The sequence below is a fragment of the Nocardia nepalensis genome (genome assembly GCF_048910785.1).
In the GTDB taxonomy this organism is placed as follows: Bacteria; Actinomycetota; Actinomycetes; order Mycobacteriales; family Mycobacteriaceae; genus Nocardia; species Nocardia nepalensis.
In genome coordinates this window covers 66,221-77,879 of record NZ_JBKBET010000004.1, presented here as the reverse complement: position 1 = coordinate 77,879, position 11,659 = coordinate 66,221, and the positions used below count along the sequence as shown (strand labels likewise).

Genomic DNA, 11,659 nt, shown 5'->3' with positions numbered 1-11,659 from the left:
GCGAAGCGAGCGAACCATGTGCCAGCGCGCAATGCGCGCGACGGAGCCGAGCGTCAGCGAGGCGCAGTCGTGAGCATTCTCGAGACAGTGCTGATCTTCCTCGGCATTCCGCTGGTGATCTACGGCGCGATCGCCGGATTGTCGTTTCTCGGCAAGCCACTGCCCGGCGAGAAGCCGGTCCATTACGACCTCGGTCAGAAGTGGACCCAGCCTCCCGTGCTGTGGAGTGCTACCGACGAGGTGACCGGTTCGGGTCATCACGACACTGGAGAGTCGTCGCATGGTCACCATGCGGCAATCGAGTCCACCGCGGTGGAGCTGATCGGAGGCCGGGCAAGTGGCAAGTTCTAATTGGCCCGCGGTAGTCGAATCCGAACTGCCGCACGGTTCGGTGGTCACCAGCAGCGGCCGCGTTTCCGGCGTGCACGAGACCGGTGCGGTGTTCAAGGAAGCCCCGTTCAGCGATGACGAGCGGCTGGCCATGGACAACGTGCTCACCGAGGCGACCCGCGCGACCAAGGTGCGCTTCAACATCTACATCGGTGATCTGGGCGCGGATCCGGCCGCCGGTGCGGACGCGGTCTTCCCCGCGACCCCCGAGGCCGCGCGTTCGGTGCTCATCGCCGTCTCGCCCAACGACAAGGCCGTCGAGGTCCGCTCCGGCAAGGAGATCGCCGACCGCGCCAACGACCGCGTCTGCCAGCTCGGCGTCACCGCCGCCCTGAGTTCCTTCCGTCAGGGGCAGCTCATCGACGGTCTGATGTCCGCGGTCCGCGTGATGGCCGCCGCCATCGGTCGCTGATCACCGGCTGCATCACGGCGCGTTCACCTGCAAAGGTGGACGCGCCGTTTGCGTTCGGCCGCACGGAACATCGCGAGCCACGGCGGCCATAGCCTTCGGATGCGAACGGGGCGTGCTCATCACGGTGATGGGCACGCCCCGTTTCGATCAGCTGAGGTAGCCCTCAGTGCTTCAGCCCCGGGCGTCGAAGGCGCGGGCGCGCAGCGAGCGTTCGATGCCCGCCTTACCCTCGGTCACCAGGCGGCGCAGGGCGGGCGGGTGATCACCGGCGAGGAACTTGTCCGCCGTCGCGACGGCGTCCTCGCTGATGGCCCAGGCGGGGTACAGGCCGACGACGACGGTTTGCGCCACCTCGCTGGAGCGGCGCTCCCAGACGCCGGGCACCTCGGCGAAGTAGCGGTCGACGTAGGGCGCGAGCAACTCGCCCTGGCCCGCCGGCGCGAAGCCGCCGACGATCGCGCGGGCGGTGATATTGGGCACCGAATCGTCGGACATCACCGTGGTCCAGGCCCGCTCCTTCACCTCGGCGATCGGCCGGGCCGTCGCCGCGGCGGCGGCCTGGCGCTTACCCGCCGCGGTCGGGTCGTTCGCCAATTCCTGGTCGATGACCGGAGTGTCGAGGCCGTCGGCATCGATTTCACCCGCCGCCGCCAGCGCGGCGACGAGCCGCCAGCGCAGATCGGTGTCCACGACCAGACCGGCCAGACCGACGGTGGCGGGATCACCGTCGAGCAGTTCGCGCACCACCTCGGTGTGCCAGGCCTGCAGCCGCGCGCCGGTGAGCGCGTTGACGAAGGCGAGCTGATGATCCGAACCCGGCTCGGCCTCGCGGGCGAGCTCGAGCAGCCGGTTGGCGAATTCGGTCCAGCCGGTGGTGTTCGCCCATTCGGGATCGGCGTAGCTGCCGATCGCGGTATTGGCCTGCATCAGAAGCCGTTGCACCACGCCGATTTCGGTCTCGGCGCCGACACCGCGCTGCACCAGTGCGACGAAGTCGCGGGCCCGCATCTCGGCCTGCCTGGTCATCTCCCACGCGGCCGACCAGCACAGTGTGCGCGGCAGCGGTTCGACGATCTCGTGGATGCGGTGCAGCACCACATCGAGTGAATCGGGATCGAGGCGCACCGAGCAGTAGGTGAGATCGTCGTCGTTGATCAACACCAGCTGACCGCGTTCCACGCCGACGAGTTCGGGTACCTCGGTGCGTTCGGCGGCGTCGAGGTCGAGCTCGACGCGGTTGGTGCGGACCAGCTTTCCGTCCTGTTCGCCGTACACGCCGATCGCGAGGCGATGCACGCGACGCTCACCCGCGCCCGGTTCGGCGCCCTCTTGGACAACCGCGAACCTGGTGAACCGGCCGTCGGGATCGACCTCGAAGTCCGGACGCAGGATATTCAGTCCGGTGGTCTTGAGCCACTGCGCGCCCCAGCCGGACAGATCGCGGCCCGAGGACTTCTCCAGCGCCGACAGCAGATCGTCGAAAGTGGCGTTGTCATAGGCATGTTCGGTGAAGTAGTCACGCAGGCCCGCGAGGAACGGCTCCAGCCCGACGTACGCGACCAGCTGCTTGAGCACGGAAGCGCCCTTGGCATAGGTGATTCCGTCGAAGTTGACCTCGACCGCGTGCAGGTCCGGAATGTCCGCCGCGATCGGATGGGTGGAGGGCAACTGATCCTGCCGGTAGGCCCAGGACTTCTCCACATTCGCGAAAGTGGTCCAGGCACTGGTGTATTCGGTCGCCTCGGACTGGCACAGCACCGAGGCGAAGGTCGCGAACGATTCGTTCAACCACAGGTCGTCCCACCACTTCATGGTGACCAGATCGCCGAACCACATATGCGCCATCTCGTGCAGCACCGTCTCGGCACGCCGCTCATAGGACGCGCGGGTCACCTTGGACCGGAAGACGTAGTCCTCCAGGAAGGTAACGGCGCCGGCGTTCTCCATCGCGCCCGCGTTGAACTCCGGGACGAACAGCTGGTCGTACTTGCCGAAGGCATAGGGCACGCCGAAGTTCTTGTGGTAGAAGCCGAATCCCTGTTTGGTCTCGGTGAACAGCCGCTCGGCATCCATATGCTCGGCGAGCGAGGCGCGGCAGTAGATGCCGAGCGGGATGGTGCCGTGGTCGTCGGTGTAGGCGTCGGTCCACTCCGCGTACGGGCCCGCGATGAGCGCGACCAGGTAGGTGCTCATCTTCGGGGTGGTGCGGAACAGGTGCTTGCCCGGCTCGGCGATCAGCGTGTCGACGACCGCGCCGTTGGAGATGACCTTCCAGTTCGGCGCCGCGGTGACGTTGATATCGAAGGTGGCCTTGAGGTCGGGCTGGTCGAAGCAGGCGAACATGCGCTTGGCGTCGGCGGTTTCGAACTGCGAGTACAGGTAGACCGCGTCGTCGGTGGGGTCGACGAAGCGGTGCAGGCCCTCACCGGTATTGGAGTATTCGCAGTCGGCCTCGACGACGAGTTCGTTGCGCTCGGCCAGACCGGTCAGCGTGATGCCCTTGGATTCGTCATAGTCGGCGATGTCGATCGGTGCGCCGTTGAGCACGGCAGAGCGGACCCCGCGGGCGACGATATCGATGAACGTGCTCGCGCCCGCGGTCGCGGTGAAGGTGACCGTGCTGCGGGAGAAGAAGGTCTGCTCGCCCGGTTTCCCCGCCCCGTCGGTCAGGTCGAGGTCGATGCGATAGTTCTCGACCTGCACTGTCGAGGCGCGTTCGATCGCCTGGTCGCGAGTCAGGTTCGGTGCGGACATGGGACTCCTTCGTGGTTCGAAGAACATGCTCGGGCGGGCCGCCCGGCGGGCACAGCACTCACCACAATGCCACCTCGGTAAGGTTGCCCGCGCGGAAGTTTTTCCCATAAACCCTATCGACCAGGATCGGAGCTGCGACGTGAAGCACATCCACGCCGGAAAGGTGCGCGACCTCTACGAGGACGGCGATACGCTGCTGCTCGTGGCGTCGGACCGGGTGTCGGTCTACGACGTGGTGCTGCCGACGCCCATTCCGGATAAGGGCGCGCTGCTGACCCAGCTGTCGAACTGGTGGTTCGAGTACTTCACCGACGTGCCCAACCATGTGGTCTCCGCGACCGATGTGCCCGCCGAATTCGCCGGTCGCGGGATCCGGGTCAAGCCGCTGAAGATGGTGCAGGTGGAGTGCATCGCCCGCGGCTATCTGACCGGTTCGGGTCTCAAGGAATACGAGCAGACGGGCACGGTCTCCGGCGTCACACTGCCGTCGGGTCTGCGCGACGGCGACAAACTGCCCGAGCCGATCTTCACCCCGACCAGCAAGGCATCCGAGGGGCACGACGAGCCCATCACCTTCGCGGATGTGGTGAATCAGGAGGGGCGCGAGGTCGCCGAACAACTGCGCGACCTGACCCTGCGGATCTACACCCGGGGCGCCGCGCACGCCGCCGAGCGGGGCGTCATCGTCGCCGACACCAAGGTCGAATTCGGTTGGGACGGTGACATTCTCACCCTCGGCGATGAGGTGCTGACCTCGGACTCATCCCGCTTCTGGCCCGCCGCCGAATGGGTGCCCGGCCGCACGCAACGCTCCTTCGACAAGCAGTTCGTCCGCGACTGGTCCACCTCCACCGGCTGGAACAAGGAATACCCGGGTCCGGAGATCCCCGCGGATATCGTCGAAGCCACCCGCCAGAAGTACATGGAGGCCTACGAACTCATCACCGGGCAGACCTGGGGCGGCACGCCACGCTGACCGGTCAGCTGAGGTGTTCGGCGAGGCGGTCGAGGTAGGGGCGCTGGCCGGTGCCGAGCTTTTCGTGGGCGGTGGGCAGGTCGAACCAGGCGGCGCGGTCGATTTCCGGGAATGTGGCGAGGCGGCCGGATTTGGGCGGCCATTCCATCTCGAAGGTGCCGGGTACCACCTCGGCCGGGTCCAGATCGCCCTCGACGGCCCAGACGGTGAGGTTCTTGGTGGATTTGCCACTGCCGTAACGGACCTCGCCGAGCGGCACCCGTTCGCCCTCCGGCACCGGCAGGCCCAGTTCCTCGGTGAACTCGCGCGCCGCGGCGAGCTCGGAACTCTCGTGCTCCGGCTCGTATTCCCCTTTCGGAATCGACCAGGCCCCCGCATCCTTGCGTGCCCAGAACGGTCCACCCATATGCCCGATCAGGACCTCGACACTACCGGAGTTCCGGCGGAACAACAGAATCCCAGCACTGAATTTGCCTGCCACGACTAGCAGTCTGCCGCCTACCGGCAGTCCGGCGCACAGGACACGGCCATTACCGGCGGTGGCGCAGGTGGGCGGCACGCAGGGTGAGGTAGTCGTGTTCGGGTGAGCTGGTGGTGCGGTTGGCGGCGGTGTTGTAGCAGGCGATGGCGGCATCGAGATCGCCTGCCATTTCGTGTAGGTGGCCGCGGACCGCGTCGAGACGGTGGCTGCCCGCGAGCTGATCTTCGAGGGTGTCGGCGAGTTCGAGGCCCGCGGCGGGGCCGTGCACCATGGCGGTGGCGACGGCCCGGTTGAGGGTCACCATCGGGTTCTTCGAGATGCGCTCGATCATGTTGTACAGCGCCAGGATTCGCGTCCAGTCGGTGTCCTCGGCGCGCAGTGCCTGGGCGTGCAGCACCGCGATGGCGGCCTGGAGCTGATAGGGGCCGGTGCGGCCCGATGCGAGCGCGTCGGTCGTCAGCGTGATGCCCTCGATGATCAGCCCGCGATCCCACAGCGCCCGATTCTGCTCGGCGAGGGGAATCAACTCACCGTGCGCCCCGGTGCGTGCGGCCCGCCGGGAGTCGGTGAGCAGCATGAGCGCGAGCAGCCCGGTGACCTCGGTGTCCTCGGGGAGCAGCCGATGGATCGACCTGGCCAGACGGATCGCCTCGCTGGAGAGATCGGTCCGCTGCAGGTCGGGCCCCGAGGTGGTGGTGTGCCCCTCGTTGAAGATCAGGTACAGCACATGCAGCACCGAACCCAGTCGCTCGTGCCATTCTGCGTCACCGGGCCGGGCGAACGGGCGGTCGAGGGTGGCCAGTTTCTTCTTGGCGCGGGTAATCCGTTGCGCCATGGTCGCTTCCGGCAGCAGAAAGGCGTTGGCGATCTCGGCGGTTCCGAGCCCGCCGACGGCGCGCAGCGTCAGCGCGATGGCGCTCGCGGACGACAGCGCCGGATGGCAGCACAGGAAGAACATGGCGAGCGTGTCATCCCGATCGACGGCCTGCGCATCGGGTACATCGCGCTCGAAAACCGTTGTCTCCCTGCGCCGCCGAGCCACCTCGGCGCGAACCGTATCGGCCATCCGCCGTTGCGCGACCTGGATCAACCACCCGCGCGGATTGTCCGGCAACCCATCGGCGGGCCATTGGGTCGCGGCGGCCAGCATCGCCTCCTGCAGCGCATCCTCGGCGGTGTCGAAATCACCGAACCGCCGCACCAATGTGCCGAGGACCTGCGGCGCGAGTTCGCGCAACAGGCCCTCGATCGGAGGTCTCTCGTTCATCGATGGCTATTGTTCGGTGGCCGGCGCACCCATCACCGCGCGCACCTCGATGTACTCGCCGATCGGCTTGCCGCCCGGGCCCGGCGCCGCCGAAGCCTGCGCGGCGATCTGCAACGCGCGCTCCTCGGTGTCCACATCGACGATCCAATATCCGGCCAGGAACTCCTTGGTCTCCGGGAACGGCCCGTCGGTGATCACCGGCGCCGAGCGTCCGTCCGAACTGACCAGCCGCGCCTGCTCCGGCCCGGCCAGTCCCTGTGCGTCCACCAGCTCACCGTTCCTGGCCAGCTCCGCGCCCAGCGCCCGCTGGAAATCTATATGGGCCTGGATCTCTTCGGGCGTCCACTCGGTGATCGGGGTGTCGCAATTGGCGGCGGGCCCGTAGGTCTTGAGCAGCATGTACTTCATATCCGGTCTCCTAGCCCTCAGTGCGCCCGTCCGGCGCTCTCGCGATGAGGTCGGAGCCCGCCGGGCCGATTCGACACATTCTCGAATATCGTGATCCGCGTCACAATGGCGTGGCCGGATCGGCGAGCCGTTCGGGATCCACCTGCTGGCCGACCAATTCCTTGATCCGATCGGTCACATCCCAGACATTCACGTTCATGCCGGCCAATACCCGGTTGTCGGCGTCGAGCCAGAACGCGATGAACTCGCGCTTGGACTGATCGCCACGCACCACTACCTGCGCGTAGTCGCCGGGCGCTGCGTAGCCGTTGTATTCCATGCCCAGGTCGTACTGGTCGGTAAAGAAATAGGGCAGGCGCTCGTAGGAGGCCGGCTTGCCGAGCATGGTCTGCGCCGCGACGGCGGGCTGATTGAGCGCATTCGCCCAGTGCTCCACCCGAATTCGGCGGCCGAGCACCGGATGCTGCTGCTCGGCGATATCGCCGACGGCGACGATATCCGGATCGCTGGTGGCCAGGCCCGCATCGACGAGCACGCCGCCGTCGGTCGCGAGCCCGGCGGCCGCGGCGAGTTCGGTATTCGGACTCGCGCCGATCGCGACCAGTACCGCGTCACCCTCGATGACGGTGCCGTCGGCGAGGCGGACGCCGGTCGCCAGATCGGTCTCCACTTCGTGCGTGGTGATCTCGCGGACCTGCGCGCCGAATCGGAGGTCGACGCCGTGGTCGCGGTGGAGCTCCGCGAAGACCCGGCCCATTTCGGGCCCCAGCGCCGCCAAGAGCGGCTGTTCGGCGGCCTCGACGATGGTCACCTCGACCTGGGCGGCGCGCGCGGCGGCGGCGACCTCCAGACCGATCCAGCCCGCCCCGATGATGACCAGGCGGCGTGCGGTGCCGAACAGCTCGATCAGGGCGTCGGAATCGCCGATGGTGCGCAGCGTGTAGACGCGGCGCGCGTCCATGCCGGGAATCGGCAGCCGACGCGGTGTCGAGCCGGTCGCGAGCGCGAGCTTGTCATAGCCGAGCGTCGAACCATCAGGCAGTGTCACGGTTTTCGCGTTCGGATCGATCGCGCTGATCTCGGTGCCGAGCCGGACGTCGATGTGGTGATCGCGGTACCACTGTCCCGGATCCACGGTGAATTCCTCGAGCGACTTCTTTCCCAGCAGATGTTCCTTCGACAGCGGTGGTCGGTCGTAGGGCAGACAGTCCTCGGCGCTGATCAGCGTGACGGTTCCGGCGAAATCGTTGTCGCGCAGTGCTTCCGCCAGTTTGGCCGCGGCCAGGCCGCCACCGACGATGACGAAATGCTGATCAGAGGTCATTGCGGACTCCTTGTCGGGAGGGAACCGGATGCCTGCGTGTCAACCCTACTGGGACCCGACGCCGCCTTTCGGGAAATCGGCGACGGGAACGAATCGCGGGGTTCTGTGGTTGGCCACGAGTAGCGGTGCGCCGAGCCCACCGCGCTACGTGCATGCGATGGAGAGGAACAGGTCCTTGACCGAGACGACCACCAAGAACGTTGCCGATTTCTGGTTCGACCCGCTGTGCCCGTGGTGTTGGATCACCTCCCGCTGGATCCTGGAGGTCGAGCAGGTCCGTGATATCGAGGCCCGTTTCCACGTGATGAGCCTGTCGGTGCTCAACGAGGGCAAGGAAGGTCTGCCGCCGCAGTACGAGGAGTTGCTCGCCACCGGCTGGGCTCCGGTGCGGGTCGCCATCGCCGCCGCGCAGGAGCACGGTGACAAGGTGCTGTCCCCGCTCTACACCGCCATGGGCACCCGCATCCACAACCGTCGCGAGGAGTACACGCGCGACTCCCGCAAGGAGAGCCTGGCCGCGGTGATCGCGGATTCGCTCGTCGAGGTCGGCCTGCCCGCCGAACTCGCCGCCGCCGCCGAGAGCACCGAATTCGACGAGGCGCTGCGCAAGAGCCATCACGAGGGCATGGACAAGGTGGGGCCCGATGTCGGCACCCCGACCATCCACATCAACGGCAATGCCTTCTTCGGTCCGGTGCTGTCGCGTATCCCGCGCGGCGAGGAGGCCGGAAAGCTGTGGGACGCGGCGGTCACGCTGGCCGACTACCCGCACTTCTTCGAGCTGAAGCGGACCAGGACCGAGGATCCGGCCTTCGACTGAGTCCGGTGAGCTACGGCACGGGTTTCGGCGGCAGCGCCGGAACCTCGCCGTAGCTGCTCGGATACGGACCGGCCGGGGGCGCACCGGTCGGTCGGTTCGGTCGCCAGAACAGGCGGCCGTGCCTGCTGCGGTCGCGCAGCGCCCACATCCGCCAGGTCAGCACCGGATGCGAGGCCATGGCATTGATGACCCAGACGAAGAAGCCCTTCTCGACCGCGGCCCGGTCGGCCATCTCGTCGAAGCCGACCAGTTTGTTGAGATATTTGCCCGCCGCCAGGGTGCCCATGGCGGCCGGTGCACCCGCGTGTCGGTTGCAGTAGCCGTGGTTGTCGGCGGTGTACTCCTGGGACCGGATCAGCGAGCTGCCGATGATCGGCAGCGACGGCGCGACGAACATGCCGAGCTGACGCCAGTACGAGGTGTGCCCGGCCGCGATATGCCCGACCTCGTGGCCGATGATGAACGCGAGTGCGTCGGGTTCGCGTGCGGCGCCGCCGATTTCGAACAGATCGCTGTAGACCGCGACGTAGCGCCGGAACCCGTGCCCGGAGGCGAAGGCATTGATCTGACCGTTGCCGAGCACGACATAGGCATCCGGCACCTTGGCCAACCCGAATCGGGCCGCAGCCTCGACCACCAGCTGATAACCCTCGGGGAACTGGGTGGGTGACATCTTGACGCCATTGACCCGCTGGGCCGCGTAGCCCATACCGCGCAGGAACCAGACCACGATCGGCGCGAAGACCAGGATCACCAGGTACACGTTCGGCATCTTGCGATCCAGGACGAGATCGATGAACACCAGCAGCGCGAGCAGCAGCGCGAACGTGGTGATCACGCACACGACGACGAGCAGCGGAATCTCCCACGGATGCCGCGCGGGCATGCCGTACGGCGACAGGCCGCGCGGCTGACGCCGCGGTGGCGTCCCCGGCGGGACCGGAGCAACGCCGTAGGGTCCCTGGCCGTACGGCGCCGGGCCGTAGTGCGGCGTTGGGTACGGCAATCCCGGATAGGGCTGGGGTGTCGACGGGTATTGCGGCGTCGACGGGTATTGCGGCGAATCGTGTTGGGCGGAAACGTGCCCGCTCGGGGTGGCGGTCGCGTCCTGAGCCTGCGCCCACCCGCCCAATGTGGGATAGGGGTCGGCGGGTGGGCCCGCCAGCTGGGGCGGGTTGGATTCGGGCGGCTGCATGTGAAGAACTCTATTCATTTGCCGGGGACGACGTTCGATGCCGTTGGCGTGCGGTCGGGACCCGGGACCGCGAACACGGGTGGCATACCTGTCGATTCGCCGCGGCCGCCAACGGTGTTAATCGCGCTGGCGCGGCATCGTGTGTCCCCTCTCGCGGTCCCGCGAAACACGCCTGACACAATCGCAGCCATGCGCGTATACCTGGGTGCCGACCATGCCGGTTTCGAACTGAAGAATCACGTCAAGGCCCATCTGGAGCAGGCGGGCCACGAGGTCGTCGACTGCGGCGCCCTCGAGTACGACGCACTCGACGACTACCCCGCCTTCTGCATCGAGGCGGCCCGCCGCACCGTCGCCGACCCGGGCAGCCTGGGCCTGGTCTTCGGCGGCAGCGGCAACGGCGAGCAGATCGCCGCGAACAAGGTGCCCGGCGCCCGCTGCGCCCTGGCCTGGAGCGTGGAGACCGCCCAGCTGGCGCGTGAGCACAACAACGCCCAGCTGATCGGCATCGGCGGCCGCATGCACTCCACCGAGGAGGCGCTGGCGATCGTGGACGCGTTCGTCTCGACCAAGTGGTCCGAGGAGCCGCGCCACCAGCGCCGCATCGACATCCTGGCCGAGTACGAGAAGACCGGTGTGGCCCCGGCCGTTCCGGCCTACTGAGCGCGTAATCCGTCGTCCCGCAAGGCGACCCGGTGCACCGGGTCGCATGGGCGGCGGAACAGAGAGGGAGCCCGGCTCGGATGCCTGAGGGTCATACGCTGCACCGATTGGCGCGGCTGCATCAACGGCGCTTTGCCGGGGGAGTGGTGCGCGTCTCCAGTCCGCAGGGCAAGTTCGCCGCCGGTGCCGCTCGGGTCGACGGACAGGTGCTGACGCGGGCCGAGGCCTACGGCAAACACCTGCTGCACCATTACGAGTCGGGTCTGGTCGTACACGTGCACCTCGGGCTGTACGGCGTCTTCACCGAGGTGCCGCTGCCGATGGGCGAGCCGGTCGGGCAGGTGCGGATGCGGCTCGTCGGCGACGCGTCGGCCGATGATCGCCTGTACGGCAGCGACTTACGCGGGCCGACCGCCTGCGAGGTGTACACCCGCGCGGAGGTGACGGCGCTGACCGAGCGGCTCGGCCCGGATCCGCTGCGGCGCGGCGCCGATCCCGACCGTGCCTGGCGGCGAATTCATCGCTCGCGCCGGCCGATCGGCGCGCTCCTGATGGATCAACAGGTGCTCGCCGGTGTCGGCAATGTGTATCGCGCGGAAGTCCTTTTCCGCCATAACATTTCACCCGATCGCCCCGGCGCACTGCTGTCCTACGAGGAGTGGCAGGCGATCTGGTCCGACCTCGTCGACCTCATGAAAGTCGGCGTCCGCCGGGGCAAGATCGTGGTGGTCCGTCCCGAAGACGACCACGGCGCACCGGCTTACGCCAAGGACAAGCCCCGCACCTACGTCTACCGCCGCGCTGGCGAACCTTGCCGGTTGTGCGGCGCCACGGTCCTGCATTCCGTGCTGGACGCCCGAAACCTGTTCTGGTGCCCCGTCTGTCAGCCTCGATGATCTGACTGTGCCCCTCGCGTCCGGGGCTGGAAGCCTTGGCATTGTCGCTGGCCAAGCCATTGACGTTGTTTTC

12 protein-coding genes are annotated in these 11,659 nt (G+C 67.3%); 6 read left to right on the top strand and 6 right to left on the bottom strand.

Annotated elements, in window-relative coordinates; all coding sequences use genetic code 11:
* The first annotated feature begins 69 nt into the window (after positions 1-69).
* Both ctaJ and ACHQ4I_RS03750 read left to right on the top strand, forming a co-directional pair.
* Positions 70-351, top strand: coding sequence for an aa3-type cytochrome oxidase subunit CtaJ (gene ctaJ, locus ACHQ4I_RS03755; RefSeq protein ID WP_420770251.1), 282 nt, complete (start codon positions 70-72; stop codon positions 349-351).
* Entirely contained in the window at positions 338-802 is a 465-nt protein-coding gene (locus tag ACHQ4I_RS03750) for a DUF5130 domain-containing protein (protein WP_420770250.1), read from the top strand. The genes ctaJ and ACHQ4I_RS03750 overlap by 14 nt, the downstream gene beginning before the upstream one ends.
* Before the next feature lie 171 nt (positions 803-973).
* Here the strand turns inward: ACHQ4I_RS03750 and pepN are convergent, their stop codons facing one another.
* Positions 974-3,556, bottom strand: coding sequence for an aminopeptidase N (pepN, locus tag ACHQ4I_RS03745; RefSeq protein ID WP_420770249.1), 2,583 nt, complete (start codon positions 3,554-3,556; stop codon positions 974-976).
* Between the two features lie 139 nt (positions 3,557-3,695).
* Here pepN and ACHQ4I_RS03740 point away from each other — a divergent pair, with 139 nt between their 5' ends.
* Positions 3,696-4,532 (top strand): phosphoribosylaminoimidazolesuccinocarboxamide synthase, encoded by an 837-nt coding sequence (locus ACHQ4I_RS03740; protein ID WP_420770248.1) that lies wholly within the window; start codon positions 3,696-3,698, stop codon positions 4,530-4,532.
* Between the two features lie 4 nt (positions 4,533-4,536).
* Here ACHQ4I_RS03740 and ACHQ4I_RS03735 read toward each other — a convergent pair whose 3' ends face one another.
* The 4 genes from ACHQ4I_RS03735 to ACHQ4I_RS03720 all read right to left on the bottom strand — a co-directional run bounded on the left by ACHQ4I_RS03735 (position 4,537) and on the right by ACHQ4I_RS03720 (position 8,012).
* Positions 4,537-5,013: an NUDIX hydrolase gene (locus ACHQ4I_RS03735; protein WP_420770247.1), complete on the bottom strand. Its 477-nt coding sequence runs from the start codon at positions 5,011-5,013 to the stop codon at positions 4,537-4,539.
* Between the two features lie 49 nt (positions 5,014-5,062).
* The gene (locus tag ACHQ4I_RS03730; protein WP_420770246.1) at positions 5,063-6,280 is read right to left on the bottom strand and encodes an RNA polymerase sigma factor; all 1,218 of its coding nucleotides are present in this window, start codon (positions 6,278-6,280) and stop codon (positions 5,063-5,065) included.
* 6 nt (positions 6,281-6,286) lie between these two features.
* Positions 6,287-6,688 carry a YciI family protein gene (locus tag ACHQ4I_RS03725; protein ID WP_420770245.1) on the bottom strand — a complete coding sequence of 134 codons (402 nt, stop codon included), beginning with the start codon at positions 6,686-6,688 and terminating at the stop codon, positions 6,287-6,289.
* 100 nt (positions 6,689-6,788) lie between these two features.
* Positions 6,789-8,012 carry an NAD(P)/FAD-dependent oxidoreductase gene (locus ACHQ4I_RS03720; RefSeq protein WP_420770244.1) on the bottom strand — a complete coding sequence of 408 codons (1,224 nt, stop codon included), beginning with the start codon at positions 8,010-8,012 and terminating at the stop codon, positions 6,789-6,791.
* 157 nt (positions 8,013-8,169) lie between these two features.
* Here ACHQ4I_RS03720 and ACHQ4I_RS03715 point away from each other — a divergent pair, with 157 nt between their 5' ends.
* The gene (locus ACHQ4I_RS03715) at positions 8,170-8,832 is read left to right on the top strand and encodes a mycothiol-dependent nitroreductase Rv2466c family protein (RefSeq protein WP_420770243.1); all 663 of its coding nucleotides are present in this window, start codon (positions 8,170-8,172) and stop codon (positions 8,830-8,832) included.
* 10 nt (positions 8,833-8,842) lie between these two features.
* On the opposite strand, the gene ACHQ4I_RS03710 is transcribed toward ACHQ4I_RS03715, so the two are convergent.
* On the bottom strand, positions 8,843-10,027 hold the full coding sequence (locus ACHQ4I_RS03710) for a M48 family metallopeptidase (protein WP_420770242.1): 1,185 nt from the start codon (positions 10,025-10,027) through the stop codon (positions 8,843-8,845).
* A gap of 189 nt (positions 10,028-10,216) precedes the next feature.
* Here ACHQ4I_RS03710 and ACHQ4I_RS03705 point away from each other — a divergent pair, with 189 nt between their 5' ends.
* Together ACHQ4I_RS03705 and ACHQ4I_RS03700 are read left to right on the top strand one after the other, a co-directional pair.
* Positions 10,217-10,690: a ribose-5-phosphate isomerase gene (locus ACHQ4I_RS03705; protein ID WP_420770241.1), complete on the top strand. Its 474-nt coding sequence runs from the start codon at positions 10,217-10,219 to the stop codon at positions 10,688-10,690.
* Between the two features lie 80 nt (positions 10,691-10,770).
* On the top strand, positions 10,771-11,586 hold the full coding sequence (locus ACHQ4I_RS03700) for an Fpg/Nei family DNA glycosylase (protein WP_420770240.1): 816 nt from the start codon (positions 10,771-10,773) through the stop codon (positions 11,584-11,586).
* Positions 11,587-11,659: the final 73 nt, after the last annotated feature.

Excerpts from the sequence above, each read along its gene's own strand:
- pepN (WP_420770249.1), bottom strand. The coding sequence starts at position 3,556 with ATGTCCGCACCGAACCTGACTCGCGACCAGGCGATCGAACGCGCCTCG.
- ACHQ4I_RS03730 (WP_420770246.1), bottom strand. The coding sequence starts at position 6,280 with ATGAACGAGAGACCTCCGATCGAGGGCCTGTTGCGCGAACTCGCGCCG.
- ACHQ4I_RS03725 (WP_420770245.1), bottom strand. The coding sequence starts at position 6,688 with ATGAAGTACATGCTGCTCAAGACCTACGGGCCCGCCGCCAATTGCGAC.
- ACHQ4I_RS03720 (WP_420770244.1), bottom strand. The coding sequence starts at position 8,012 with ATGACCTCTGATCAGCATTTCGTCATCGTCGGTGGCGGCCTGGCCGCG.
- ACHQ4I_RS03715 (WP_420770243.1), top strand. The coding sequence starts at position 8,170 with ATGGAGAGGAACAGGTCCTTGACCGAGACGACCACCAAGAACGTTGCC.
- ACHQ4I_RS03710 (WP_420770242.1), bottom strand. The coding sequence starts at position 10,027 with ATGCAGCCGCCCGAATCCAACCCGCCCCAGCTGGCGGGCCCACCCGCC.
- ACHQ4I_RS03705 (WP_420770241.1), top strand. The coding sequence starts at position 10,217 with ATGCGCGTATACCTGGGTGCCGACCATGCCGGTTTCGAACTGAAGAAT.
- ACHQ4I_RS03700 (WP_420770240.1), top strand. The coding sequence starts at position 10,771 with ATGCCTGAGGGTCATACGCTGCACCGATTGGCGCGGCTGCATCAACGG.